Annotated in this window: 19 protein-coding genes; 15 read left to right on the top strand and 4 right to left on the bottom strand. The window is 59.4% G+C overall.

The window, feature by feature from the left end:
- Positions 1–22: 22 nt before the first annotated feature.
- The 9 genes from IEX44_RS04370 (at position 23) to IEX44_RS04335 (ending at position 10,941) form a co-directional block, all read left to right on the top strand.
- Positions 23–2,521 carry a fused MFS/spermidine synthase gene (locus tag IEX44_RS04370; RefSeq protein WP_188689309.1) on the top strand — a complete coding sequence of 833 codons (2,499 nt, stop codon included), beginning with the start codon at positions 23–25 and terminating at the stop codon, positions 2,519–2,521.
- Positions 2,522–2,545: 24 nt separating this feature from the next.
- Positions 2,546–2,737: a hypothetical protein gene (locus IEX44_RS20875; protein ID WP_229678744.1), complete on the top strand. Its 192-nt coding sequence runs from the start codon at positions 2,546–2,548 to the stop codon at positions 2,735–2,737.
- Between the two features lie 141 nt (positions 2,738–2,878).
- On the top strand, positions 2,879–4,489 hold the full coding sequence (locus IEX44_RS04365; RefSeq protein WP_229678743.1) for an arylsulfatase: 1,611 nt from the start codon (positions 2,879–2,881) through the stop codon (positions 4,487–4,489).
- A gap of 122 nt (positions 4,490–4,611) precedes the next feature.
- A complete protein-coding gene (locus tag IEX44_RS04360; RefSeq protein ID WP_188689307.1) occupies positions 4,612–5,592 on the top strand; it encodes an AAA family ATPase in 981 nt (326 codons plus the stop codon).
- Between the two features lie 10 nt (positions 5,593–5,602).
- Positions 5,603–6,595 carry a DUF58 domain-containing protein gene (locus IEX44_RS04355; protein ID WP_188689305.1) on the top strand — a complete coding sequence of 331 codons (993 nt, stop codon included), beginning with the start codon at positions 5,603–5,605 and terminating at the stop codon, positions 6,593–6,595.
- Positions 6,592–7,062: a DUF4381 domain-containing protein gene (locus IEX44_RS04350; RefSeq protein ID WP_188689303.1), complete on the top strand. Its 471-nt coding sequence runs from the start codon at positions 6,592–6,594 to the stop codon at positions 7,060–7,062. The genes IEX44_RS04355 and IEX44_RS04350 overlap by 4 nt, the downstream gene beginning before the upstream one ends.
- Positions 7,049–8,050, top strand: a complete 1,002-nt coding sequence (locus tag IEX44_RS04345; protein ID WP_188689301.1) for a vWA domain-containing protein — start codon at positions 7,049–7,051, stop codon at positions 8,048–8,050. The genes IEX44_RS04350 and IEX44_RS04345 overlap by 14 nt, the downstream gene beginning before the upstream one ends.
- Positions 8,051–8,059: 9 nt before the next feature.
- Positions 8,060–9,658 (top strand): VWA domain-containing protein, encoded by a 1,599-nt coding sequence (locus IEX44_RS04340; RefSeq protein ID WP_188689298.1) that lies wholly within the window; start codon positions 8,060–8,062, stop codon positions 9,656–9,658.
- Entirely contained in the window at positions 9,655–10,941 is a 1,287-nt protein-coding gene (locus tag IEX44_RS04335; RefSeq protein WP_188689296.1) for a BatD family protein, read from the top strand. The genes IEX44_RS04340 and IEX44_RS04335 overlap by 4 nt, the downstream gene beginning before the upstream one ends.
- Before the next feature lie 314 nt (positions 10,942–11,255).
- On the opposite strand, the gene IEX44_RS04330 is transcribed toward IEX44_RS04335, so the two are convergent.
- Together IEX44_RS04330 and IEX44_RS04325 are read right to left on the bottom strand one after the other, a co-directional pair.
- A complete protein-coding gene (locus IEX44_RS04330; RefSeq protein ID WP_188689293.1) occupies positions 11,256–11,408 on the bottom strand; it encodes a hypothetical protein in 153 nt (50 codons plus the stop codon).
- Positions 11,409–11,649: 241 nt separating this feature from the next.
- A complete protein-coding gene (locus IEX44_RS04325; protein WP_229678742.1) occupies positions 11,650–14,247 on the bottom strand; it encodes a pectate lyase-like domain-containing protein in 2,598 nt (865 codons plus the stop codon).
- Between the two features lie 939 nt (positions 14,248–15,186).
- On the opposite strand from IEX44_RS04325, the gene IEX44_RS04320 reads away from it, so the two are divergent.
- From IEX44_RS04320 to pqqE, 6 genes are all read left to right on the top strand, one after another.
- Positions 15,187–19,377 carry a PQQ-binding-like beta-propeller repeat protein gene (locus tag IEX44_RS04320; protein ID WP_188689290.1) on the top strand — a complete coding sequence of 1,397 codons (4,191 nt, stop codon included), beginning with the start codon at positions 15,187–15,189 and terminating at the stop codon, positions 19,375–19,377.
- Positions 19,378–19,629: 252 nt separating this feature from the next.
- Positions 19,630–19,710 carry a pyrroloquinoline quinone precursor peptide PqqA gene (gene pqqA, locus IEX44_RS21285; RefSeq protein ID WP_188690420.1) on the top strand — a complete coding sequence of 27 codons (81 nt, stop codon included), beginning with the start codon at positions 19,630–19,632 and terminating at the stop codon, positions 19,708–19,710.
- 9 nt (positions 19,711–19,719) lie between these two features.
- The gene (gene pqqB / locus IEX44_RS04310; RefSeq protein WP_229678741.1) at positions 19,720–20,649 is read left to right on the top strand and encodes a pyrroloquinoline quinone biosynthesis protein PqqB; all 930 of its coding nucleotides are present in this window, start codon (positions 19,720–19,722) and stop codon (positions 20,647–20,649) included.
- A complete protein-coding gene (pqqC, locus tag IEX44_RS04305) occupies positions 20,642–21,394 on the top strand; it encodes a pyrroloquinoline-quinone synthase PqqC (RefSeq protein ID WP_188689288.1) in 753 nt (250 codons plus the stop codon). Before pqqB ends, pqqC begins: the two co-directional genes overlap by 8 nt.
- Complete coding sequence (gene pqqD / locus IEX44_RS04300; RefSeq protein WP_188689285.1) at positions 21,388–21,660, top strand: pyrroloquinoline quinone biosynthesis peptide chaperone PqqD; 273 nt, start codon at positions 21,388–21,390, stop codon at positions 21,658–21,660. Before pqqC ends, pqqD begins: the two co-directional genes overlap by 7 nt.
- A complete protein-coding gene (gene pqqE / locus IEX44_RS04295; protein ID WP_188689282.1) occupies positions 21,653–22,810 on the top strand; it encodes a pyrroloquinoline quinone biosynthesis protein PqqE in 1,158 nt (385 codons plus the stop codon). The genes pqqD and pqqE overlap by 8 nt, the downstream gene beginning before the upstream one ends.
- 60 nt (positions 22,811–22,870) lie before the next feature.
- Here pqqE and IEX44_RS04290 read toward each other — a convergent pair whose 3' ends face one another.
- Together IEX44_RS04290 and IEX44_RS04285 are read right to left on the bottom strand one after the other, a co-directional pair.
- Positions 22,871–25,159 carry a TonB-dependent receptor gene (locus IEX44_RS04290; RefSeq protein WP_188689278.1) on the bottom strand — a complete coding sequence of 763 codons (2,289 nt, stop codon included), beginning with the start codon at positions 25,157–25,159 and terminating at the stop codon, positions 22,871–22,873.
- A 279-nt stretch (positions 25,160–25,438) separates the two neighbouring features.
- A complete protein-coding gene (locus tag IEX44_RS04285) occupies positions 25,439–26,260 on the bottom strand; it encodes an energy transducer TonB (RefSeq protein WP_229678740.1) in 822 nt (273 codons plus the stop codon).
- Between the last annotated feature and the right edge of the window lie 230 nt (positions 26,261–26,490).

Here is a 26,490-nt window from a genome sequence, read left to right as displayed (position 1 = left end):
GAACCAACCCACCTGAGCCGCCATGAGCCGACGCCAAACGAAAGGATTGCAATCCGCCGGGAAACCGGTGGCGCCAGCTGCCACGCGGGTAGCGCCGGCGCGGTGGGCGCATGCCGGGCTATTGTTTGCATCCGGCGCTTCTGCGCTGATCTACCAGGTGATCTGGGTCAAACAACTGGGCTTGATCGTCGGGGTGGATGTCTATGCAGTCACCACCGCGATCAGCGCGTTTTTTCTAGGCCTGGCGCTGGGCGGATGGTGGTTCGGCCGCCGCGCAGATCGTAGCTCGCGCCCGCTGCAGTTATACGGCTTGCTGGAAGGCGCCACGGCGCTCACCGGGCTGGGTGGCAGTGTGTTGCTGGCGCATGCCGCACCCTGGTTTGCAGTAGCGCAAAGCCATGTATCCGGGTTGGCCTGGGTGCCATTGTTTATTCTGATCGGCCTGCCTGCGACATTTATGGGGGGCACTCTGCCCACCCTGCTACGCGCCCGTGCGCCTGGGGCGGAGCACATTGGTCAAGCCGGTGGCATGCTGTACACCGCCAACACGTTGGGCGCGGCCGTTGGCGCGTTGTGCACCACATTTTTGTTGATCCCCGCATTGGGCTTGCAGGGCACCTTCCTGCTGGCCGCCACGATTAATATATTGTTGGCGCTGGCTGGTTTTTTGCTCGCTACAGATGTCCCCGTCAAAGCCGTGATTGCCGCAGCCCGACCAGTACGACTGGCGGTGTTGCTGTATGCCGTCGCAGGTGGCATCGCACTAGGTTATGAGATCGTCTGGACGCAAAGCATTGTGCAATTCATGAGCACACGCACCTTTGCCTTCAGCATCGTCCTCGTTATTTATCTCTGCGGCTTGCTGGCCGGTAGCGCGTTGCAAGCGCGGCGGGCAGATCGCATGCGCGACCCCTGGGGCGTGTTCGGGATACTGATCGCGCTGGCCGGCCTGTGTGCCCTGTTGCAGGCAGCCTTGCTGGGTAACTGGCTGATCGCCGGCCAGACCTGGCTGGCTGATGTGGTCCGTGACGCAGGCGGTAGTGGGCTGGTGGCCATGTGCGCCCGTTTTGTCCTGGCGGGTGGCTACATGGTGTTACTGCCCACCTTGTTACTGGGGGCCGCGTTCCCGGTGGTGTTGCGGCTAGCCACGAACCCCGGGCATATCGGTGGTGATACCGGGCGAGTCCTGGCGCTGAATACGGCGGGCGGCATTCTGGGAACAGCCCTGACCGGGTTTGTGCTGGTTCCCACTCTGGGGCTGGTGCGTACGCTCTGGCTACTGGCGCTGGCCGCGTGCGGTACGGGTCTGGTCGCAGTATGGCGGCAGGCGGGCAAGCCTTGGCGGATTGCCGTTGGCATAACCAGCGTGGCCACCCTCATCACCGGTCTGGTGCTCCCACCTGACCATTACGCACAATTACTGGCACAAGCACGGGGTGGCACGCTGGTACGTTGGGAAGAAACCCCGGCCGGTACCGTCGCCGTGCTACAACAAGGTCAGGGCGATCAACTCTTCCGGCGTTTGTATATCCAGGGGGTCTCCAATTCTGGCGATACCATGGCCTCGCTGCGCTATATGCGGCTCCAGGCGCTTTTGCCCCTGATCATTCATCAGGGCGAACCCAAGTCGGCCATGGTCATTGCGTTGGGTACGGGCATTACCGCCGGGGCGCTGACTCAGTACCCCGGGTTGACGCAACGGCTGACGGCGGAACTGCTACCCGCTGTGGTCCGCGCGGTGCCGTCTTTCAAGGGCAATTATGATGTGAGCCATAATCCAGCGATGCACATCGTGGTCCGCGATGGGCGCCAGGAGCTCTTGCGCAACCCGCAGCGCTATGACCTCATCACGCTGGAGCCTCCGCCGCCATCCGCCGCTGGCGTGGTCAATCTGTATTCGCAGGATTTTTACGAACTGGCCCGAGACCGCCTGCAGCCGCATGGCCTGTTCGCGCAGTGGCTGCCGCTGGCCACGCAGAATGACGAGGACAGCCGTGCCCTCGTCAGAAGTTTTCTGAATGCTTTTCCGTATGCCAGCCTGTGGACGACCGAGTTGCACGAAATGCTGCTGGTCGGGTCGATGGACCCGATGCCGCTCAACGCCGCCAGCATCATCGCGCATTTCAACGCGCCAGGCGTACAGCGCGCGCTGAGCGAGGTCGGCGTCGAAGCGCCCGAGGCCTTGCTGGCAACCTGGGTGACAGATCGCGCGGGGCTGGAACACTACGCGGGTGATATCCAGCCGGTGACGGATGACCGTCCGCGTATCGAGTACGCGGACTGGCTGCGGCAGGGTGAATTCACCCGGGTTCTACCGGAGCTACTTGCCTTGCGCTCACCCATTCCACTGCAAGGCGCCGATGCGGATTTTGCTGCTGCCGTGGCCTCACGCCAGCAATCGTTGATGGACTTTTACAGTGCCGGGCTGGCCGCCTATGCGGGCGATCAAAGCACATGGCAAGACGCGCTGGCCCGCGCCATGCGGGTAGAGCCAGAGAATCCATATTTCCGGCATTTCTAGTTTGATGATCCAGCTCTCGAGCACGTGAGCCACCTGGATCGCGCCTGTGCTGAGCATGAGAAAAAGCATTGTGCTCACCTCGCCAAACCAGGCGAGGTCCAGCGTAAACCCCATCTTGGTTGCGTCTTCCTGGATCAAAACGCTCATTCCAAAGCCAAAGATATTCCGGCGACCGGATTGCCTTTTCATTTTTTTGCAATCTTCTTTTTGTTATGAGTCAGGTAAGTAAAGATCAAGCTGGGCCAAAAAATTAATGCTATAGAAAGCTATTGCATCAGGACCCGATAAGTCTTCCTATTCCCCGCCGGCCTGATGACCAAAAAGTCCACCTCACTCTTCGCCGGAGGGATTACCTTCATGCTCCACATAAATACGCTCAAGAACCTGTGGCGGGTTTTGCTGGGAGGGTTGCTAGCCATGCTTGTGGCAAGCCCTGCATTTGCTGCCACGTCAGGCAAGCCCAACATCCTTGTTATTTTCGGGGATGATATTGGGCAGGCCAATATCAGTGCCTACACGCATGGTCTTGTGGGGTACAGAACACCCAACATTGATCGCATGGCCAAAGAAGGCATGATGTTCACGGATTACTACGCCGAGAACAGTTGTACTGCTGGCCGCTCCACCTTCATTACCGGCGAATCGCCGCTGCGCACCGGGCTATCCAAAGTCGGCATGCCTGGGGTGGCAGTGGGTCTGCAAAAGTCCAACATCACCATTGCCCAGGCGCTCAAACCGCTAGGTTATGCCACCGGCCAGTTCGGCAAGAACCACCTTGGCGACAAGGACGAGTATCTCCCCACCGCGCACGGTTTCGATGAGTTCTTTGGCAACCTGTACCATCTGAACGCTGAAGAAGAACCAGAGCGCCCGTACTGGCCTAAAGATCCTGCCTTTAGTAAGCAGTTTTCGCCGCGCGGCGTGATCCACTCCTATGCAGACGGCAAGATCGAAGACACCGGCCCGCTGAACCGCAAGCGCATGGAAACCATTGACGACGAAACCACGGACGCCGCCATCGGTTTCATGCAAAAGCAAGTCAAGGCCGGCACCCCGTTCTTTGTCTGGATGAACACCACCCGGATGCACTTGTTTACCCATGTGCGCCAGGAATACCAGGGCAAGAGCGGTATGCCGGGTAACGAGTACGCAGACGGTATGTGGGAACACGATCAGGACGTAGGCAAACTGCTCAAGGCCGTTGATGACCTGGGCATTGCCGACAACACCATCGTGGTTTACACCACCGACAACGGCCCTAACCAGTTCTCCTGGCCGGACGCCGCCACTACCCCGTTCCGCAGCGAGAAAGACACCAACTGGGAAGGTGCCTTCCGTGTACCGGCCTTTGTACGCTGGCCAGGTCATATCAAGGCAGGCGAAGTCTCCAACGAAATGTTCTCTGGTCTGGACTGGTTCCCGACCCTGCTGGCTGCTGCGGGCGATACCACAGTCAAGGATCGCCTGCTCAAGGGCTGGGCACCCAAGTCTGGTGGCCAGACCTTCAAGAACCATCTGGATGGCTATAACCAGCTGCCGTACCTGACAGGCCAGGCCCCCAAGGGCGCACGAGACGATTTCTTCTACTTCGATGATGACGGCGTACTGGTCGCGATGCGTCACGACGACTGGAAATTTGTCTTCTGCGAGCAACGTGCACCGGGCGGCTTTGCTGTGTGGGCCAACCCGTTGACCTGCTTGCGGGTGCCAAAAATCTTCAACCTGCGCATGGACCCGTACGAGCGGGCTGACACGGTCTCTGACCAGTATTACGACTGGACCACCAAGAACGTGTATCTGCTCAATGTCGGCGTACAAAAATCGGCCGAGTTCCTGCAAACCTTTATTGCTTATCCGCCTAGCCAGAAGCCGGCCAGCTTCAGCGTGGACCAGGTACGGGCCAGCGTGGATGAACAGATCAAAGCCAACGCGGCCCGCGGCCGGGCAGCCAAAGCCGGTGCGGATTGATCTGCTCGCACCGTGAGTAAAGACTTGCATCCCCCTCTGCCCGATATTCGGCGGAGGGGATGCAGTTTGCCTTTGCAGGGGCCAGTTCCGTCAGGCCCAATCCTTGCAGGAGTGTTGTCTCCATGAGCAGCCGCGACGCGATCCTGCGTTTGCAAGAACAGATGGAAATCTCGATCAAAGGCCAGCAGGCGCTAATCCGCCAGATGCTGATTGGCTTGCTCGCCAACGGGCATTTGCTGCTGGAAAGCCTGCCCGGTCTGGCCAAAACCCGCGCGGTCAAAGCGCTGGCCACGAACCTGGATGCCAATATGCGGCGTATCCAGTTCACCCCCGATTTGTTGCCGGCCGACATTACCGGCTCGGACATGCTGTACCAGGAAAACGGCGTAAACCGCTTTCGTTTTGAAGCTGGTCCGATTTTTGGCAACCTGATCCTGGCCGATGAAATCAACCGGGCCCCGGCCAAAGTCCAGGCCGCATTGCTCGAAGCCATGGAAGAACGTCAGGTTTCGGTCGGTGGCAATACCCATGCCATGCCAGAACTCTTTATGGTTCTCGCCACCCAGAATCCGATCGAACAGGAAGGCACCTATCCGCTGCCAGAAGCGCAAATGGATCGATTCCTGCTCAAGCTGCGGGTGACTTATCCCGCCAATGCAGACGAACTGGAAGTGCTGCGCCTTGTACGCGGCGAAGAGCTTGCCAAAAGTGGCAGCGCTACACCAAACACCGTGCAGGCGATTGCGCAAAGTGACGTCTTTGCGGCGCGGCAAGAAATTCATGGCATCTACGTGAGCGAGGCGATTGAGCGCTACATCGTCGATCTGTTGACGGCCAGCCGGGCTGCGCACAGCAAGAATGCTGATCTGGCCAAATGGATCACGGTAGGCGCCAGCCCGCGAGGCGGGATTGCGCTGGACCGCTCAGCCCGCGCCCATGCCTGGCTGGAAGGACGTGATCACGTCACGCCGGATGATATCCGGGCGGTGGCCTTGCCTGCGCTGCGCCATCGTCTGGTGCTGTCTTACGATGCCTATGCCGACGGCCTGGATGCCGACGCGGTCGTCAACAAACTGGTGCAATCCGTCGCCGTGCCGGCATAACAGGTGAGTCATGGCGGCATCCACTTCTGAGATCACTGCAGCGGATATCGGCACAGTCTGGGTTGATATGGCCTGGTTGATGCGGTTTGCCCAGTCCGCCGCGGGTCTGGTGTTTGATCCATGGCGGCCTCGTGCCAGTGTGCTGGCGGGCCGTCATGCCTCGCGACTACGGGGGCGCGGGCTTGATTTTGAAGAAATCCGCGGATATCTGCGCGGTGACGATGTACGCCATATCGACTGGAAAGCCAGTCAGCGCATGGGTAAACCGTTGGTGCGCGTTTATACCGAAGAACGTGATCGGCCCACTTTGTTTGTGGTGGACCAGCGGATCTCCATGTTTTTTGGCTCGCAACACGCAATGAAATCCGTCGCCGCCGCCGAACTGACCGCGCTGGGCGCATGGATGGCCTTGCAAGGAGATGACCGGGTGGGCGCGCTGTTGTTCAACGACAGCACCATTAAACCGTTCCGCGCATTGCGCAGCGAAAGCCGGGTGAAGGAAATCCTGGCATCACTGGCCGACATGAACCAGGCGTTGACCGCAAATAGCGCTGCCGTACCCAATGACGGCCAATTGAACGCTGCACTGGAATACGCGTTGCGGATCGCCGGACATGACTATCTGGTATGCGTGGTAAGTGATTTTGCCGGGGCTGATTTGCGTACCCGCCAGCTACTTCGCCAACTGGGTGTGCACAACGATGTGGTCGCCGCCATGATCATCGACCCGCTGTTTCAGTCACTCCCTGAAAACACCGGGCGCATTGTGTTGACGGGTGGTGATCTGCAAGCCGAGTTTAACTTCAACGCAAGCCAGGTCCGGCGGCCCGTGGAAACCTGGTTCCGCGATCAGGAAGCAGAATCAACTGAACTGCTCAAAGGCAGCGGCATCCCCGTATTGCGGCTGGACGCCCGCATGCCCGTGCTTGATCAAGTGCGGCGCATGCTGGGTGAGCGGCGGCCGCATCCGCCCGCCATGCACCGGCCCGGAGACGCCCGATGAGTAATCCATTGGCCGCCTTGCAGGAAATCACGCCGCCCGCGCCAGTGCCCTATACGCCGCAGACCTGGGGCTGGGCCGTGCTTGCGGTGCTGTTGCTACTGCTGGTGGGTTGGGGCGCGTGGCGACTGTGGCGACACCATCAGGCTCAGGCATGGCGGCGGGCCGCTTTATCCGAACTGGCGGCCATCGAGGCGGCCCTGGGCGATGAAGCTACCCGGCTTGCCGCGCAGCGCGCGCTGCCAGCGCTGGTTAAACGGGTGGGATTGGTGATTGCCCCGCGTGAAAAAGTCGCTGAACTGAGCGGCACGGCCTGGCTGCAATGGCTGGATGGTACCTGGCGCGGTACTGCGTTCAGCACTGGTCCTGGACAATTGCTGCCAGCCTTGGCCTGGCAAGCGCGGCCGCCAGCTGAAACCGCCGATCTGATTGCCCTGTTGCGTCGCTGGATTGCTCATGTACCAGCTTGAATTCCCGCTTGCCGCCATCGCGCTGCCATTGCCGTTGCTGATCTGGCTGTTTTTGCCGGTCTATCGCGAAACCATGCCAGCGGTGCGTGTGCCCGCGTTTGAACGCATGGCGGCGCTGGCACGCACCCGGCCCTCTAAAGGCGCGGTGGTCATGCATGCCAACTGGTTGCAGTTTTTGCTGGCACCGGTCTGCTGGGGTTTACTGGTGCTGGCGATGATGCGGCCAGTGTATGTCGAACCGCCGGTCGAACGGATTGAAGCCGGGCGCGACCTGCTGCTGGCCATTGATCTGTCTCAGTCGATGGAAGCGCGGGATTACGTCGATGCCAATGGCCGGCGTCTTAACCGCCTGCAAGCCGCCAAACAGGTGATCGGCCCGTTTGTTGATCGCCGCAAAGATGACCGCATCGGTTTGATTGCCTTTGGTGCCACAGCCTTCCCCCAGGCACCGCTGACGCTGGATCACGATAGCGTCAAATTGCTGCTGGATGAATTACAGATAGGCATGGCCGGCCCGCAAACGGCCATTGGCGATGCGATTGGTGTGGCCATCCGCATGACCGAGAAATCCAAAGCCAAAGAGAAGGTGTTGATCCTGCTCACGGACGGCGGCGATACCGCCAGCAAACTCCCACCTGAAAGAGCAGCCAGCATTGCCAAAGATAAAGGGTTAATCATCCATACCATCGGCATTGGTGACCCGGCAGCCACCGGCGAAGACAAAGTCGATCTGGCTGCCTTGCAGAAGATTGCGGGCGCAACGGGCGGGCAGTCCTACCGGGCAGAAAACCTCAGCGCGCTGGAACGCATCTATGCCGAGCTGGACCGCATTACGCCAGACAAGGTGAAACGGCAGTCGCATCGGCCCAAGCGGGAACTGTTCTACCTCCCTTTGATGGCGGTCGGCGCGATTCTGGTGATTTACCACGCCTTGATGCTATTGATAACCCTGATCCGGCGTCCCAAGCGCCGGCCGTTGGCGGCGTGAGACCCTGCCATGGATATCAATCTCGACGCCTTTCATTTTTTGCGGCCACAGTGGCTGTGGCTGATCGTCGCAGCGCTAGTGCTAGTGCTGTTGTGGCACTGGCTTTCAGATCCGCGCCGCCGCTGGCGCGGCATTATTGCGCCACACTTGCTGCAGCACCTGCTGGTTGATCCACGCCGCTTCTGGCGCGTAAGACCGGTGCACCTGACCGCACTGTGCCTGATGTTGCTAGGTGTCGCTGCAGCGGGCCCGACCTGGGAAAAAGAAGCGCCGCCGTTCTCGCAAGACACCGCGCCCATGGTTGTCGCACTGGATCTATCGGCCAGCATGAACGCGACCGATGTGCCGCCGACCCGCCTTGAGCGCTGTAAACAGAAAGTCAAAGAGCTGATGAAGGTGCGCGCAGGTTCTCGTACTGGCCTGGTGGTCTATGCGGGTACGGGGTATATGGTCGTGCCGCCCACCGATGATCCGGAGTTCATGAACCTGTTTCTGGATGCGCTGGATACCTCCCTCATGCCAAGGGCGGGCAAAAATGCCGTGAGCGCGCTGGATCAGGCCCATATCCTTCTGAGCAAAGAAGCGGCGGCCGGGACGGTCGTCTTCTGCACCGACGGCTTTGATCACGCACAGGTTCCGGCCTTTGCCAGGGACGTTCGTGCTCAAGGTGCACAAGTCTTGTTGCTCGCGGCCGGCACATCGCACGGCGGCCCTTTGCGCAACGCCAGCGGTGGCGTAGTCACCGACAAAGCCGGGCGACCCGTACTGGGTAGCTTTGACCTCACCGGATTGCAAGCCGCGGCCAAGGCCGCTGATGTCGAATTGACCAGTGTGCAGGTCAATAACGATGACGTTGAATGGGTACAACGCCGGGCAGTCAGCCATATGCAGGCCGCCGAAGAACGCAACGCCCAAGTACGCTGGAAAGAAGCGGGGTATTACCTCAGCTTCCCGCTAGCGTTCTTTGCCCTGTTCTGGTTCCGGCGCGGATGGGTTGTGCGCTGGTTGCCGGTCGTGTTGCTGGCTGGTGTCTTTGCGTCCCCACATCAGGCCTGGGCTTTTGAGTTGCGTTGGCAAGATGCGTTTCTCACCCACGACCAGCAGGGGCGCTGGGCATACGAGCATGGCCAGTATCAAGAAGCCGCAGCTTTGTTTGATGACCCGCAATGGCAAGGCTGGGCATGGTACAAAGCGGGCAACTATCAGGCTGCGCTGACCGCGTTTGCCAATCTGCAAACGCCAGAAGCATTTTTCATGATGGGTAACTGTTATGCGCGCATGAAAGACTATCCGCATGCCGTTGCTGCTTACGACAACGCACTGAAAGACCGACCCGACTTTGCTCAGGCCAAAGCCAATCGCGCGCTGGTTGCCGCCCTGATCCCCAAACCCAAAAAAGACAAAGACCAGTCTCAAGAGGAAGAAGCCCCCAACCTCAAACCCGATCAATTCAAATTTGAAAAGGGTGACAAAGGCAAGGTGGTGAAGCTGACGCAAGCGCAACGCAAAGCACTGGATACTGAATTGTGGATGCGCAATCTACACACCACGCCCGCAGATTTTCTGCGGCAGAAGTTCGCCATTGAAGCGGCGGAGAAAAAGCCATGACAGCATGGATACGCGTGCTGTTCGTGGTGATGAGCTTGTTGCTGGCGGGCGCATCCTGGGCTGATGCTGCGCGTAGCATGGCAAGGGTACATCTTGAGCCTGCCGGGCCGGTTCAGCCCGGTCAACCCGTCAAACTGGTGGTCGACGCTCTGACCACCACCTGGTTTACCGGTGCGCCGGTTTACCCACCCATTGATGTCCCTGGCGCCATTGTCAGTCCGCCTAGTGACACGGCTGATAACCTCAATGTCGATATCAACGGTGCGCGCTGGTTTGGTGTTTCCCGGAACTACATGATTACGGCCCAGGCGGGGGGGGATCTGCACATCCCGGCCATTGCCCTGCAATTGCAGGTGGGGCAGGCGGGCAAAGTCACCGTACACACCGCGCCAATAGTGCTGAAAGTTAAAGCAGTGGAGCGCCCGGCGGGTGCAGAAAACGCGATCGGTACTTCCCGCTTGCAAGTCAGCCAGCAGATCAGCCGGTCGCTCACTGGCCTCAAGCAAGGTGATGCCATCACCCGAACCATCACCATCAGTGCTGATGGCGTACAGGGCATGATGCTGCCACCCACGCCATTCAGCCCGGTCGAGGGCTTGTCTGTCTATCCGCGCCAAGGTCAGATCAAGGACATCACCAAAGACCGCCAGGGCTTTGTTGGCAGTACGCGGCAAGATGCCGCCACCTACGTCATCCAAAAGGCAGGTAGCTATACCTTGCCGGCGGTGAGCATTGCCTGGTGGGATACCCGGGCTGGTCAGTTACGCACTGCGGTGGCGCCGGCCGTGACCTTCAGTGCCGTAGCGACACCCTCATATCATCCGGAAGTTGGCTTGCCACCAGAGGCTTCTGCCCCCGCGCCGGCCCGCATTCGGCACCTTGATCTGCAGCAACTGGCCGAATATGCCGGCGCTTGCATGGTCGCCCTGGTGGCGTTGTGGCTGCTGGGGCCAAGGTTGTGGCGTGCTAGCCGGTCCTGGCATTTGCAAACCAGAAAACCTGACCCTGAAAGAACTGCAAGGCGTGATCTGCGCCGCGCTCTGGCGAGCAAGAATCCACGACGGATCATCCCCGCTCTTTATCGCTGGCTGGATACCTCACCGGGAGTGGCGCCCGCTGAATTGCGAAGAGGGGTAGATACGGCAACGGCAGATGGCCTGCTGCAAAGCGTATATGGTCAAGGAAAGCACGCGCCAGAGTCCGGCTTTTCGCTGGCTGAGCTGCGTAAACATCAAGCGATTGCACCCGCCTCCAGTGCCTCAGCATTGCCTCCGCTCAATTGAACAGGTATTGCCGTGCGACACGCCCGCTTCAGGCACGTAACCGGACCTTCTCATGTCGAGTTCGGAATTTCCGCTTCGGCCGATTTGCCGCCAGCCGTCGAACTGGTGTCGGCAACTTCTTGATCCGAACAGCCGCTGCGAGGCATCGCATTCTTGAGTTTGCTTTACGCGGCAAGGCGGCCGGCAATGGGTGATGAAAACCGGGCCTGTTCAAGGGGTGCCTGTCTTCCTGATACTCGCGCGTTATGGGCTAGAGGATCAATTCGCCGCTCAGTGCCTGCGCGTTGCACATGTCATCGCGTTTACCGCGCAGATCAATGTAATGGCTCAAGAAACGGGGTGTCCGGGTGACTGGCATAAAACACAACAACGCGCAGTGAATCGCTGTGGCTGCGGTTATAACCGGTCATCTTCACATGCGGTGGCTCTGCCATCGCCTGGCTTTGCCGGGCGGTTCCGAAGGCCATGACTGATCGCCACACGGCTGCGATCATCGCCGCGTGAGGGGCGACAGCAAATGGTTGCACTTAAAAGCCTCGAAGTCCGCGCTGGCCATTCACCGGCCAGCGCGGAGTGATTGCGCTGGGGGCCGGGGCAAAATAAAACCCCGCATCTTGCGATGCGGGGTTCATCATCAGCCAGGGTCTCACCTGGCTGTGGGCCAGGAGGGCCTGATTGTTACTCGGCCCTGGCTGATCCAGGGCCAGATCAGGGGTAGTTCAGCACGTTCTGCGGTTGGGTCGAAACACCCTGCGCCGTTGAGCCGACGTTGTTGACCACATGCGTGACGGTACCTACGCCGCCCAGCGATACGGTGAAGACATCATGCAGCGATACACCCGACACATTGGGTACATCAAAGCTGTGGTTTTCATTCACGGCAGGGTTCACGTTGAAGTAGCAGTAGCTACCCAGACCGTAACCGGTATGCGATGTCACGTTGCTGGCCACGTAATAGGCGGGGTAGCCATTGTTGGTCGACGTGCTCATCCATGAGGCCTGGTCGGGTACATCGTACGGCAGCTCGTTCTGGAAGAAGATCGTCTCGCCGCCCTGACCGTTCCACTGGACGTTGTACTTCTGGTAGTGCTCGACAAACAGGCCGGTCGCCAGCACGTTATTGCCGTTCACAATCACGCCGGTGTCGGCCGTGTTCACCGTCCACCCGGTCGGCGACACGCCATGGTCTGCGCGCCATGCCCAGATGTGGTCGATCAGCACGTTGTTGCTGTTTACCGTCAGGCTGTTGGTCGCCTTACCGGCTACGGCGCCACCAATGCGGAAGTACACGTCCTGGATTGAGGTCGGATCAGTGGCATGGTTCGCCGATGACCCGGCCGTACCCACGGTCAGCAGAGACGGGCTGTTCACCGTACCGGCATCAAACAGCAGACCGGCAATGCGCACGCCGTTCACGTCATCCACCTGCATGGCGACGACACCGTTGTTCGGCACCAGTGTCGGGAAGCCAATACCCAGCACCACGGTGTCTGCCCGGGTGATGTGGATCGGTGCCGACAGTTGGTACGTGCCAGGTGTGAAGAACAGGTTCAGGCCTTGTGCCAGCGCCGCGTTGATGGTGGTCGATGTGTCGGTTGGCTGGACCACGTAGAACTGGCTCATCGGAATGGCTGTGCCTGCCGTCGAACCGCTGATCCAGCTTGCGCCGGAAGCGTTGGTGCGCAGCGACGGTACAAACACCAGGTACTTACCCGAAGCCGTGTCGAAATACAGATACGGCTTGTCGCGCGATACCGGTGTGGTGGCCAGCGTGGTGTACGGGTTGCCGTTGCCATAAACCGCCGGGAACGATTGTGCCGGTGCACCGGCTACGCCAGAGAACACCATATTCCACACGCCGTTTTGCCAACCACCAATATTGCTGTCGCGGGTGTACCACTGCTGCTGCGAACCCGAGGTGATCTGGCCATCCACCTTGCTGTCTGCAATGTAGCCGCCGCTGGCATAACCCTGACCATCGCCCTGATTGGACGGGCCCAGTGTCAGATTACCCACGATGTGAATACGACGCATCGGCGCAGCCTGGGAGACGGACCAACGATCCGTACCGCCGTCCGGCACAATCGCCATGTTTTCTGCCGACCGCCAGAAGTTCTGCGTGGAATTGGACGTATCGCCGTAGTTCCAGCCGCTATCGACATTCACGTTACCGGTCAGCGTCACGTCGTCCGGATGCTGACCCAGACCAATCACCGACATGTAGAACGCCAGATTGGCGTAGACGCCGCTATAAGTACCCGGCTTGAACAGGAAGGCATAACGTTGCGAGCCAAACTGCGCGTTGGGGTTGTTCACCTGCGGGCTGAAGGCGTTGTTCAGCGCAGTCTGAATGGTGCCGATCGGCGTGCTGGAGTCAAAAATCTGCACGTTGGGACCAAAGTTTGGCGTGTCAGAAGTCGGTGACGGTGCAGGCGTTGGTGTCGGAGCCGGGGTCGGCGCTGGCGTTGGGGCCGGTGTCGGAGCCGGTGTCGGAGCCGGGGTCGGCGCTGGCGTTGGGGCAGGCGTCGGCGCCGGGGTTGGCGTTGGCGTCGCGCCAGAGCCGGTATAGGTGATGGTCTGTTGTGGTGTATCTGCGGCCGAGCCATTGGCCTGGCCGATGGTGAACGAATACACGATCGTGGCATTCGCTGGCACACCGGTGATCTGGTACGTGTTGTTGGTGCCGCTATTGGTCATGCGTACATTGATCTGACCGCCGCCATTCACCGTGTAATGGATATCCGCCCATGTACCACCATTGGCATAAAACGCGACCACGCCACCGCTGAGCTGCGTTGCGCCATAAGAGGCTGCCGGCGTTGGGGCGGGCGTCGGTGTCGGGGCCGGAGTGGGTACAGGCGTCGGAGCCGGTGTCGGGGCGGGTGTCGGTGCAGGCGTGGGCGCCGGTGTTGGCGTCGCAGCGCCGGTATAGGTAAAGCTGGACACGGCGGTATCGGTCGCGGAGCCATCGCTGGCGCCAATCGTGAATGAATAAGTCACCACTGCGTTCGCGGGGATACCGCTCACGGTGTAGGTATTGTTGGTGCCACTATTGGTCATGCGCACATTCAGCTGACCGCCACCGGCGACGGTGTAGTGGATATCCACCCAGGCAGCGCCATTCACATAAAACTGTACCTGGCCGCCCGCAAGCTGCGTGTAGCCCGTGGTAGCCGCGGCGTGGGCTGCGGGAGAAATCGCCACCAAACCCACTGCTACCATCGGTGTCGGAATCGCGGTGATGGTCGCCATCGTCAACGCCAGCAAGCGTTGCCGACCAATTACATACTTATTATTGCCTCGCATTTTATATGTCTCTCCGGTTCAGGTCGCACTTCATGAAATCGTTCTCATGGTTGTTTGAACCAGAAACTGACACAAGTAAATGCATTACCCTACGACAGACGTTCGCCAATACGAAAATTGGCTGACAATGCGGGATGCAGCCGTAACAGGTTAAATTTAACTACACGTGTGCAGCCGACGAACGTTCAATTTCGATGCATAAGAGGTGGGGGTGTGCACTGAGTTGAAAAACAAAAATACAAATATTATTCAGCATGTTATGCACGACTTTTTCGTTGCATTGCAGCAATCGGTTTCAGTTCATTCACGCTTGAAACCGGTTTCAGCGTTGTAGTGCCCGGTGTGGTTCTCTCATAGGGCCGGAGTGACTGATGTTCAGCATCCTTTCCCCCCGGCAGCATCATCCTGGAAATGAATTGCCATCGTGCTGATTGAACCCTGGCCAAACGCTTTGGCCGTCATGCCGTTCCTGGCTGTTCTTGCGCTCACGTCTGCCTTGCTCCTCAACGTTTTAGCTGCGTGGGGTTGATCTGCAAAAACAGTTTTCGCGCGCGCTTTCGCGGGGCATTGACACCCCAATACACCCGTCTAACAGCCTGAACAAGCATTTACCCAGGCCCGCGGCCGCATCAGGCCGGGCCGCCCTCAGCCGACCTCGTCAGCCGTTTTCTTACCGGATAAAAACCCGGATCTCTTTTCCGCCAGATCATCGCCGTAACACTTCAATGCTGCCGCACCCGGAATCACCGCAAACCCTTTATGGATGCGGGTGTGCGCACTACCTCAACCCGCGGTTACATCGACCCGGATCAACCGGTTGGCAGCCGGATTTACACGTTTTTCTTTCTATTTGTTCAGGCATTTGCTTTTATTGTTGGAAAGAAAAAAGAAAGTGATTTTTTATTTTCAAGAAATTATTTCTTAATAAAGGACGGGATAATGGGCGGGGAAAGCTTCTCCTGGCGCAGCAGCCTGCTGCGCCTGTTCGGCTGCGCTTTACTGATACTGGCAACCTGCGGTGCCAACGCACAGGTCACCACGTACCACTACGACAATGCACGCACCGGTACCACACTGACCGAGACTGCGCTTAATACTTCCAACGTCAACAGCAGCAGCTTTGGCAAACTGTATTCCTTTGCGGCGGATGGTCAGATCTACGCGCAGCCGCTCTATATGTCTGGCGTGAACATGGGCGCGCGGGGCACGCACAACGTGGTGTATATCGCCACGGAAAACAACTCCGTCTACGCCTACGACGCCGACACCCCGGGCAATCCGCTCTGGCACGTTAATCTGGGGCCAGCCATGCCGGCATCCGTGTGCTGCGCACTGCGCGATCTTTACCCCAACATAGGCATTACCTCCACCCCGGTCATAGATCCCGACACCGGCGCCATTTATGTCGTTGCCGAGAGCTATGAAAGCGGCGTGACGTATTTCCGTATTCACGCGTTGAGCCTGGCAACAGGTGCAGACATCGTGGCACCGGCCATCATTCAGGGCAGCGTACCGGGCGCAGCCGACGACGCCAGTGGCGGCATGCTGGCGTTCAACGCCATCAACCACTGGCAGCGCCCGGGCTTGTTGCTGGCGAATGGCAACATCTTCATCGCTTTTGGTTCTCACCAGGACACAGACCCGTACCACGGCTGGGTATTTGCCTATAGTGCGGCCACGCTCGCGCAAACGGGCATTTTCTGCGTGTCGCCAAACTCTGGCGAAAGCGGCATCTGGCAAGGCGGGGTTGGACTGACAGCCGACAGCGCCGGCAGTGTCTACATGGAAACCGGCAACGGCGACTTTGACCTCAACACGGGCGGGCAAGATTACGGTGACAGCATCATCAAACTGACGCTGGGCACCAACGGGTTGGTCATGGACGACTACTTCACCCCGTCCACCCAACAAGATGACAACGTGCACGATTGGGATCTGGGTAGCAGCGGCATTATGCTGATCCCAGGCACCACCCTGGGGGTCGCGGGCGCCAAAGACGGCAAGCTGTACGTGTTTGATACCGGTAACCTGGGCAAGTACAACGCCAGTGGCGACCGGATTTTTCAGGAATGGCAAGCCACCTATGCGTATTCGGGCACGGCTGCCGGCGGTTTCTGGGGCGGGAACTACATCTGGTACAACAACACCCTGTTTGGCTATGGCGAACGGGATGTACTGAAAGCCTTTACCTTTAACGGCGTTAACTTCAACACTGCACCGGTTGCCCAGGGCACGATCGCCCCGATTTCCGGCATCAGCAATGACCCGTCGATTTCCATTTCTGCCAACGGCACTACCGCAGGCTCTGCCGTACTGTGGGCCTCGTTCTCGGCAAGCGGCGTTGCCAACGGCAGTCTGCAGCCCGGTATCTTCTACGCTTTTGATGTCGCGAACCCCAGCCGCATGCTCTGGAGCAGCAACCAGAATCGCGCGCGCGACGGGATGGGCAGCTGGGCCAAATGGGTGCCGCCCATCGTGGTCAATGGCAAGGTCTACCTGGCCACCTTTGATAACGCTGTACACGTTTACGGTCTGATCCCGCCGACCAGCAGCGGTGGCACATTGACTGGCACCGGCACCAGTCTGGCAACCAACGCCAACCTGACCACGGAAGGCGTCACAGACTGGATTCACTGGGGTGAAAGCCCGGCTACCCGCAAAACCGGCACAACGTCGGTACTGAGTGATTTCACGCCCGTCGGCGCCGGCCCGGCCGTTGCCTACAACAATGATCTACGCCCTTTGAGCTGGAGCAACGGGACACCCACGGCAGCGGCGACAGCCAACACCAACGGTGTGTACGTGAATGCGGTGAACAATGGTTTTCAGTTCACAGCGCCGGCTGATACCAACCAGCGCACGCTGATCGTTCACGTGGGCGGCTATAAAACAAGCGGCACGCTGACTGCACATTTGTCTGACGGTTCTGCTGCAGACTTCACCGACACCACCACCCTGGCCACCGGCCAGTATGACCGCAATTACACGCTGACCTACAGTGCGGCCTCTGCCGGGCAATACCTGACCGTGCACTGGATTGCGGCATCCGGTACCGGCAATGTGGCGTTGAGCGGCGCAGCGCTGTCTGCCGCCAGCACCAATCTGGCCATCTTTGCGGGCACACCACAAAGTACGGCCGTTGGCACCGCGTTTGGCACTGCACTGCAAGCCCAGATCAAAGACAGCAGCAACAATCCGGTCAGCGGAGTGACGGTCACCTTCAGTGCCCCCACTACCGGCGCATCAGCCGCCTTTAGTGGACAAAGTACCGCCACAGCGGTCACCAATGCCAGCGGGATTGCCACCGCACCCACCCTGACCGCCAACAGTACTGCTGGCAACTATAACGTCACCGCCAGTGCACCTGGCGCAGCGGCCAACGTCAGCTACAACCTGACCAACACGGCCGCCAGCAGCAACACAGCCAGCATCTCCAGTGGTTCACTCCAATCGGCCACGATCAACACAGCATTCCCCGATACCCTGCAAGTGGTGGTCAAAAACAGCAGCAACACACCGGTGAGCGGGGTAAGTGTCACGTTCACAGCCCCGGCCAGTGGCGCCAGCGCCAGCTTTAGCGGTAGTGCCACGGTGGTCACCAACGTCAGCGGCATCGCCACTTCACCCAAGCTGACCGCCAACGGCACGGCCGGCAGCTACAACGTTGTTGCCACAACGGCAGGCGTCGCAGCCACCACCAGCTTCTCGCTTACCAACATTGCCACCAGCAGTACCGGCAGCGCATCGCTGAACGGCACGGGCGATAGCGCGACCACCACAACCAGTCTCACCACGGAAGGCGCAGTCGACTGGGCGCACTGGGGTGAAGCCAGTCTGAACCGCAAATCGGGGGTAACGGCACAACTGGGTGCCTACACCATCGTGGGGAGCGGCACCGCTACCCGCTACAGCAATGATTTGAGAGCACTCAGCTGGACTGATGGCACGCCTACCGCCACCGGCAGCAATAACGATGGCTTGTATCTGAGCGGTACCAACAATGGCTTCTCGATCACCGCACCGGCCGGCATCCTGCCACGTACCCTCGTCGTGCATGTCGGCGGCTGGAATAGCAGTGGCAAACTGACTGCGCATTTGTCTGATGGCTCGACGAGTGATTTCGTCGATACCACGCCTTTGGCTACCGGGCAGTTTGATCGCAACTACGTGCTGACCTATCAGGCAGGTAGCACTGCGCAAACACTGACGGTGAAATGGGTGATGGCCGCAGGCACAGGCAATGTCACGATCAATGGCGCAGCACTGACACAACAAGCCCAGGTTGTGGCCAACGCCGGCTCGGGACAAAGCACGACCACCAACAGCGCTTTTGCCACTCCCCTGCAGGCCAAGGTCACCAATAGCGGCGGCATGGCGCAAAGCGGCGTCAGCGTGACCTTCAGCACACCCACCAGCGGCGCCAGTGCCACGTTTGCCAGCGGCAATACCGCCACCGTCGTGACCGATGTCAACGGCCTGGCCACCGCGCCGCAACTGACCGCCAATGGCACCGCTGGCAGTTATAGCGTGAGCGCAGCGGCCAGTGGCATTACCGCGCCTGCCAGCTTCAGCCTGACCAACACCGCGCCAGTCGTTACCGTCGGCACGCTGACTGGCAGCAACGCCAGCGCCAGCAGCGTTAACCTGACCACGGCAGGCCTGCTGGACTGGGTGCATTGGGGTGAGTCACCACTCAACCGCAAGGCTTCGGTTGCCACGCAGATCACCGGCTATCAGTCCGTTGGTTCCGGCACGGCCGTGATCTACACCAACGACCTCAGAACTGCGGCATGGAGCGACGGCACACCCACGGCCTATGTCACTGGCAACCACGATGGCGTGTACATCAGCAACATCGGTAATGGTTTCTCAATTACCGCTCCGGCTGGCACCACACAACACACTCTGACCGTGTACGTGGGTGGCTGGAATAGCGGAGGCAAGCTGACCGCGCACTTGTCTGACGGCTCTGCGGCAGACTTCACCGACACCTCTGCCACTGTCAGCGGCCAGTACGACCGCAACTACACACTGACCTATACCGCCAGCGGCAACGCCACATTGACTGTCACCTGGGTAATGACTTCCGGTACAGGCAATGTCACGTTGAGCGGAGCGGCATTCCAGTGAAGCCGGCTGGGTCAAAATCAAACGGGCGAGGCCATCATTGGCCGCGCCCGTTTGATCAGCCGCCGCCTGGCAACGTAGAGAAAATATGTCGCCGCGCCCATGTTTTTCGTAAGCTATAGTCAGTTTGGGTGGCCGCAGCCGCTTCGATGACTGCGTTCAAGGACTCGTGAATCAAGTAAGTCTCGCTGGATTTTCGACGGATTTTTAAACAGGCGATGCCATCCGGCATTGCCATAGCCTGGAGAAAGCATCATGCGTACATGGACCAAACCGCAAGTCGTTGAAGTTTGTCTCGGTTGTGAAATCAATTGCTACATGAGCGCTGAGCGCTGACCCGGCCGCATGTTGCGCGTCGTTGTGCTGGGTGCTGCGGCTGGCGGAGGCCTGCCACAATGGAACTGCGCGTGTACGGCATGCAGGGCTGCCCGTAAAGCAGACCAGGTGGTGCCGCAGACGCAATCTTCCATTGCCGTATCCGCAGATGGCGCGCGCTGGGTGGTGGTCAATGCCTCGCCTGATATCCGCCAGCAGTTTCTTGCAACGCGGGTGCTGCATCCGGCCACCGGTTTACGTTCCAGCCCATTGACGACCGTATTGCTGACGAATGCCGACGTCGATCACGTTGCCGGCTTGTTGTCGCTGCGCGAGAACCACGCATTCACCCTGTACGCGACTGATCGGGTTTTGCGCGTGCTGGATAGCAATACGATTTTCAATGTCCTGGATCGTCATCGCGTCAAGCGCCTTGCTCTTCGGCTGGATCAAATCCAGCCGGTGATGGATGCTGAGGGCGGTGACACGGGGGTTCGCGTGGAGCCATTTGTTATTCCGGGCAAGATCGCGCTGTGGCTGGAAAATCCGGACGTGGAGGGTTTTGGTAGTGTGCCGGAAGACACGATCGGTCTTGCACTTGGCACCGCGGGTTCTCGGCACCGTCTGTTCTATTTGCCTGGCTGCGCTGCGCTGCCGGACGCAATCAAATCCCGCCTGGCACCGGGGGACAGTCTTCTGTTTGATGGTACGACGTTCACCGATGACGAAATGATTTCCAGCGGAGTGGGCCACAAGTCCGCGTCGCGCATGGGCCATCTGCCCATGAGCGGAGCAGGGGGCGCCGTCGCGCAGTGGAGTGGCGTCTCGCTCGGGCGCAAACTGTTTATTCACATCAACAATACCAATCCAGTCTTGCTACCCGACAGCCCTGAGCGCGCATTCGTACGTGCTGCGGGCTGGGAGATTGCATACGACGGCATGGAGTTTTGCGTTGAGTAACTTGCTGACAGAGGTGCTCTCTCCCCAAGAGCTTGAACAGGCGCTGCGCAAGATTGGCGCTGAGCGCTACCACAACCGGCATCCCTTCCATCATCTGTTGCATAGCGGCGCACTCAGCCTGGGGCAGGTACAAGCCTGGGCGCTGAATCGCTACTGCTACCAGGCGGCCATCCCGCGCAAAGATGCCGCACTGATCAGCCGCACAACGGACCGCAACCTGCGACGCGAGTGGGTGCACCGGATTCTCGACCACGATGGCTGGAATGGGGAAGAGGGCGGCATTGACCGCTGGCTGGTGCTGACCGAGAGTCTGGGTCTGAAATCCGACTACGTCATCTCGCAGCGCGGCGCACTGCCTGCAACCGTATTCGCAGTGGAGGCCTACGTTGATTTCGTCGCGAGGCACCCGCCGGTGATTACCGTGGCCTCATGCCTGACCGAGTTGTTCGCGCCGGATATCCATCGGGAGCGTATATCGGGCATGCTGGAGAATTACCCGTTCATCAATGAATCGGTTCTGGTTTATTTCCGGCGGCGCCTGGGCCAGGCACCGCGAGATGCCGAATTTGCACTGGACTATGTCAAACACCACGCCCGCACTCTGGCGGAACAGCAAGGTGTGCTCAATGCCCTGGTATTCAAATGCAACGTCTTGTGGGCGCAACTGGACGCGCTTTACGCAGCTTATGTGTCGCCAGGCCATATTCCGCCCGGCGCGTTTGATCCTGAGCAACCGCCATGCTGACGTTAGAGAGCCGGGTGCGGCTCGCCCCGGGTACCCGGCTGCAGGAGGACACTGTGCGTCAACGCTGGGTATTACTGGGCCCGGAGCGGCTGCTGGTCCTGGACGACATCGCGCGCCTGATTATCGAGCGCAGTGACAATCAGACCGTCGGCACGGTGTGTGAAGCACTGGCCAGCGAATTCGACGCACCGCTGGATACCATCCAGACGGACGTGCTGGCGCTGTTGACCAGCATGAGTGAGAAGGGCTTTCTGCGTTATGAATGATCGTACCATCGACCAGCCGCTGGCCATCCTGCTGGAACTGACCCATCGCTGCCCGCTGCGCTGCGCTTATTGTTCCAACCCGCTGGCATTGACGCCGAGAGCTCACGAACTCTCAACGGCTGACTGGTGTGCCGTGCTGGACCAGGCTGCAGAACTTGGCGTGTTGCAGATCCATTTCTCCGGCGGCGAGCCCATGGCCCGGGAAGACCTGCCGGAACTGGTATCGCACGCCACCAGAGTCGGGCTGTATAGCAACCTGATTACGTCAGGCGTGCTGCTGGACGACGCCAGACTGGGCGAACTGGTTGACGCGGGCCTCAGCCACGTACAGCTGAGTTTTCAGGGGCTGGATGAGGTTACTGCCGACGCGCTTTCGGGCTTCAGAGGCGGCGCGGCCAGAAAATGCGAGGCGCTGGCGCGGGTGAAGGCTGCCGGCCTGGCGCTCACGCTCAATTTTGTCGTGACCCGCCAGAATGCCGGGCAACTGGACGCCATATTGCGCTATGCCGATGAACAAGGCATAGCACGCGTGGAAGTAGCCAACACGCAATACTATGGCTGGGCGCTGCAAAACCGCGCCGCTCTGATGCCAAGCCTGATTCAACTGGAGCAAATGAGCCAGCTGGTTGAAGCATGGCGTGAAAAGACGAGAGGACGTATGGTCATCGACTATGTCATGCCCGACTATTATGGTCGCCGCCCGAAGGCCTGTATGGGCGGATGGGCCAGACGTTTCCTCAATGTCATGCCGGATGGAACGATCGTGCCGTGCCACGCGGCGCAGACACTCAAGCATCTTGAGTTTCCGCGTTTTCCCGCAAGTACGCTGGCGTCGGCATGGTTCGAGTCGCCTGCTTTCTCTGCGTATCGTGGCACTGACTGGATGCCAGAACCCTGTCGTAGCTGCGATGCAAAGGAAAAAGACTGGGGTGGATGCCGTTGCCAGGCCCTGGCACTGGCCGGGGACGCGGGCACGCTCGACCCGGTCTGTGAGTTCTCTCCGAAGCACGAAGAAATGGTCATGCTGGCCCTGCGCGAATCGCAATCAGGCGATGACAGGCTCCAGCTGCGTCACCTTTCCTTCAAGAAAACAGGAAGCACGGACGCCGAAGCGGCGTTGTTGCATCCATCAAGCGGAGCTGGCAAGTAGCCGCCAGCCCGATACACCGCAGCCATGAGCCAGCCCGCTACTGCCCCTGTTGATTACAGATTACAGGGCAAAATTGTAGTTCATCCCCACCCAGACTCCGCGGGGCGCACCATAGCCCCGGAATTGCTCATTCACTGAATTGGCGCCGTCAAAGCCATTGCCAGGGCCAGTGAAGGCATTCGCGCCCAAGACACCGAAATTGGCGTATTGCCGGTTGAATACGTTATCGACCAGCAGGTAGACATCAAGCGATCGGGTCGGGCGGTAGTGCATGTCCAGATTCAACACGGCGTAGCCGGGCACTGTACCGTGGATGTCCTGGTTGTTTTCGTCTCCACGCGCAAAGACATCGCTGCGCAAAATACCCGAAGCCGCCACTTCCCACTGCGTAGCAAAGTGGTAGTCGACGCCTAGCTTGAGGGTCTGGCGCGGAATGCCCGGAATATGGTTGCCAGAATTGACCTGAATGGCCCCGTTTGCGTCAGCACTGGAGTTGCTCGGGCTGTTTTCGGTAAAGCTGGAGAGGTAGGTGGCGTCTATGTAACTGTATGCCGCGTTGAAGGAAAACGGACCCACGGTGGTAGAACCGGCCAGTTCCAGACCTTGCCGGCGGGTTTTGCCAATGTTCTGGAAGTAACCGGAATTGATCGCCGTGCCGCCGCTACTGACGAAGCCGATGTCGTTATCCAGATCGGTGCGGTAAAGCGCGATACTCCAGGTCGTATTGCTCCCATAGTGACCACGGGCACCGGTCTCATAAGTATGCGACACGATCATTTTCAGGTCTGGATCGGCCAGAAAATCGTTGGGCAGAGAGCACGGGCTATCGGGGTCCGCGCAAGCCAGTTCAATCGCCGTCGGGGCCCGCATGCCCTCACTGTAGGTCGCGTAAAGGGTGGATTTTTCCACCGGGCTGAAGTTGATACCGATAGCCGGGTTAAAACGCGAATAGCTGTGGCTGCCGTTCAGTAATGGCTGGCTGCCGGACAGATCGTCAATGTCGATTTTGGCGTAGTTGAAACGCCCGGAGGCCGTCAGCGTCCAGCGTGGGGCAAAGTCAAACGAATCAGAGACAAACAACCCCTCATAACGATTGCGTGTCAGGGCATCGGTAACCTGCGTGTAGTCGTCTAGCGGGATCGTGCCGCGATCATCAGTGAAGGTGGCATCTTGCGAGAACTGGGAAAAGGGCGCGCGTCCAATGTCTGCACTGCCACCCAAGACCAGTTGATTGGGCTGACCGGCAAGGTGCCCTTTGGCAGTCAGCTGCAGTGTGCCGCCGTAACCTTCCTGGTCGATCAGCGAACGGGTGTTGTTGGCCGGGATGGTATTGGGCAGGCCGGTGTCCGGATCGATCTCGCCGAAGTCGTTATTGACGTTGCTACTGACATTTTCGTTGTGATACTTGCGGTAATAGACGTTGCCATCCAGCGTCAGCGTGTCGTTGATGAAATGGCTGCCTTCCAGGTTGAAGAAACTCAGGCGGTTTATGTTGGTGTCCGGCCACGTATAGGCCTGGCGGATATCGTTGCTGAACGAGAGCGGGATGGTTTGAGTGCCATTGAGGGTATTGTCGGCCAGGTTGGTGATCAGGTGCAGCGAAGTGGTTTCTCCGCTCCAGCCCAATTTGCCAAAAAACTGGCGTACCCGACTGGCGTTGTGTGCGGCCCAGCCATCATCGTTGGAGGCGTTGGCCGCCACGAAGTAATCGACCGTTCCGTTGCTGCCACCCAGTTGCAATTGGGCCGTTTTACGGCCGAACGACCCGCCGGACACATCAATCTGCCCACCGGGGTTGTGCACTCCGTCCTTGGTGTTTATGGCAAGGGCACCTCCCAGCGTGTTCAGCCCGAAGACCGGGTTTGAACCGGGCATCAGCTGAATACTGGAAATTGCGCCTGGAGGGATCAAGTCCCAGTTGACGATATCCCCGAACGGTTCGTTGATGCGCACACCATCCATGAATACCGACAGGCCTTGTGGGGTGCCCAGGACCGGTGAGGCGGTGAAACCGCGGAAGCTGATATCCGCCTGATAGGGGTTGCCCTGGGCCTGACTGATGTTGACGCCATTGGCATCCTGCTCAAGGAAGTCAGCGATATTGCTCTTGCCCTGATCGGTCACGTCATTGCCAGAAAACACCTGAACGTTGCCGGGTACCTTGTCGACCGGCACGCCGCTCCCCGGTAACGGTGTCGTGCCAACCACCTGTATCGGTGGCAGAACCGGCGTGGTATCGGTCGATGCATCGGCCGCCTGTGCCAGTTTGGGAATGCCCATCGCCACGCAGGCGAGCGAGATGGCATGAACGGTGTGTTTCAGCGGGAAAGCAGAGTGCTTGTTGGACACGGTGCAAACCTTGGAAATGAGTAGGTTGATGCGGCGCAATCACGCCGATTGTTATGGATTAGGTGTAGCAGCCAACGGGATCGGGGGCACTGACAATTTGCTGATTTTCACCCGTTTAATCGTGGCCAGGGTTTGCGCCCCTTTGCCATACCGTTTCGGCGCGAAGGGTGACGCGCATGTCGGGTCATCCCGCTGTGAGTGTCATCGCTGCCCAAATGGCAAACCAGAAGGCTTTGGCACATGCCTTGTGTAGCCGGCCCGCAAGGCGGGGCGTTCTTCTCATCGACTGAGCTTGAAGTCGATCGGCACGCTGACCCAGCTGTCGATCGCGATGTTGCCGCGTTTTGCCGGCACAAATGCCCACGCCTGTACGGCGCGACGGGCCGCGTCGTCCAGCAGTGTGTGGCCGCAGGATTGCTGAAGCTCTACTTGATCTGGCCGCCCGCTTGCCAGGACATGCACCTTAAGCTGGACGTGCCCGGCCCAACCGCGGGCCTGTGCGAAGTCTGGATAAACCGGTGGCGGATTGTGCAGATAATCCGCATCGGCACGTGCTTCGCTGACTACTTCATCCGCTGGCGAAGAGGTGGCCGGTCTGGATACGGAGACGGCAGGTTCAGTCGAGATGACTGGGGAGGATGCGGGTAGGGCTGGCGTCACGGCGGTGCTCGCCACCGGCTCATGCAAGGCTGTCTGGTTATGCAGAGCGGGCGAGTGGCGGGGGGCTGCCTTGGCCGGACCGGGCTGCACGCGTGTCGCTGCCGTCTCGGTTGGCTCCGGTTTCTTGTTTTGCGGTGCTTGCCGGGGCGATACCGGCGCCAGACGTGCCGGGGCTTGAAGCGACGGGAGAATGATTTGCAACGTTAACGGCGCGGGGAGGGGCGGGGCATCGTGATGATGCTGGGCCGTTCCCGGGACCATAAAAGCCAGGTAATGGATCAGCCCGGACATCACGAGGGCAAGCAACAGTCGGCGCAAGCGCGTCGGAGGGGCCGCTGGATTGCATGCAACCCGCGCAGCCAACCCGGCAGGGACAGGGGTTTGCTGAATGCCCCAGCGACGCCGCTCGCGACGCTGTTCCGGGTTTGCCCAACTCTCCATGTCTGTAATCTCCCAGGCCAAACCCTGTCTTGACGGGGGATAGAGCAAATTTGCCTCGTTGAAACCCGCCCGGTTTACCTCGGCTCAACGAGGAGACGATTCAAGTCCAGATGCCGCGCGCATGAGTTGTGCTGCAACGTGGGTCGGGCATGAGGCTTGCCTGAGGGGCCATCACGTATAAACCATTTGAAGTCTGCTATTCAAAAGCGAGGTGCAATGAAGTATAGAGC

Source organism: Silvimonas amylolytica, assembly GCF_014645555.1.
Lineage (GTDB): Bacteria > Pseudomonadota > Gammaproteobacteria > Burkholderiales > Chitinibacteraceae > Silvimonas > Silvimonas amylolytica.
Note: the sequence above shows the minus strand (reverse complement) of the source record. Positions and strands in the feature narration are given on the sequence as shown.

Coding starts and splice junctions, on each gene's coding strand:
- IEX44_RS04335 (WP_188689296.1), top strand. CDS start 9,655: ATGACAGCATGGATACGCGTGCTGTTCGTGGTGATGAGCTTGTTGCTG.
- IEX44_RS04345 (WP_188689301.1), top strand. CDS start 7,049: ATGTACCAGCTTGAATTCCCGCTTGCCGCCATCGCGCTGCCATTGCCG.
- IEX44_RS04355 (WP_188689305.1), top strand. CDS start 5,603: ATGGCGGCATCCACTTCTGAGATCACTGCAGCGGATATCGGCACAGTC.
- IEX44_RS04340 (WP_188689298.1), top strand. CDS start 8,060: ATGGATATCAATCTCGACGCCTTTCATTTTTTGCGGCCACAGTGGCTG.
- IEX44_RS04320 (WP_188689290.1), top strand. CDS start 15,187: ATGGGCGGGGAAAGCTTCTCCTGGCGCAGCAGCCTGCTGCGCCTGTTC.
- IEX44_RS04285 (WP_229678740.1), bottom strand. CDS start 26,260: ATGGAGAGTTGGGCAAACCCGGAACAGCGTCGCGAGCGGCGTCGCTGG.
- pqqB (WP_229678741.1), top strand. CDS start 19,720: ATGTTGCGCGTCGTTGTGCTGGGTGCTGCGGCTGGCGGAGGCCTGCCA.
- pqqE (WP_188689282.1), top strand. CDS start 21,653: ATGAATGATCGTACCATCGACCAGCCGCTGGCCATCCTGCTGGAACTG.
- IEX44_RS04365 (WP_229678743.1), top strand. CDS start 2,879: ATGCTCCACATAAATACGCTCAAGAACCTGTGGCGGGTTTTGCTGGGA.
- IEX44_RS04360 (WP_188689307.1), top strand. CDS start 4,612: ATGAGCAGCCGCGACGCGATCCTGCGTTTGCAAGAACAGATGGAAATC.
- IEX44_RS04370 (WP_188689309.1), top strand. CDS start 23: ATGAGCCGACGCCAAACGAAAGGATTGCAATCCGCCGGGAAACCGGTG.
- IEX44_RS04350 (WP_188689303.1), top strand. CDS start 6,592: ATGAGTAATCCATTGGCCGCCTTGCAGGAAATCACGCCGCCCGCGCCA.
- IEX44_RS04330 (WP_188689293.1), bottom strand. CDS start 11,408: ATGGCCTTCGGAACCGCCCGGCAAAGCCAGGCGATGGCAGAGCCACCG.
- IEX44_RS04325 (WP_229678742.1), bottom strand. CDS start 14,247: ATGCGAGGCAATAATAAGTATGTAATTGGTCGGCAACGCTTGCTGGCG.
- pqqD (WP_188689285.1), top strand. CDS start 21,388: ATGCTGACGTTAGAGAGCCGGGTGCGGCTCGCCCCGGGTACCCGGCTG.
- pqqA (WP_188690420.1), top strand. CDS start 19,630: ATGCGTACATGGACCAAACCGCAAGTCGTTGAAGTTTGTCTCGGTTGT.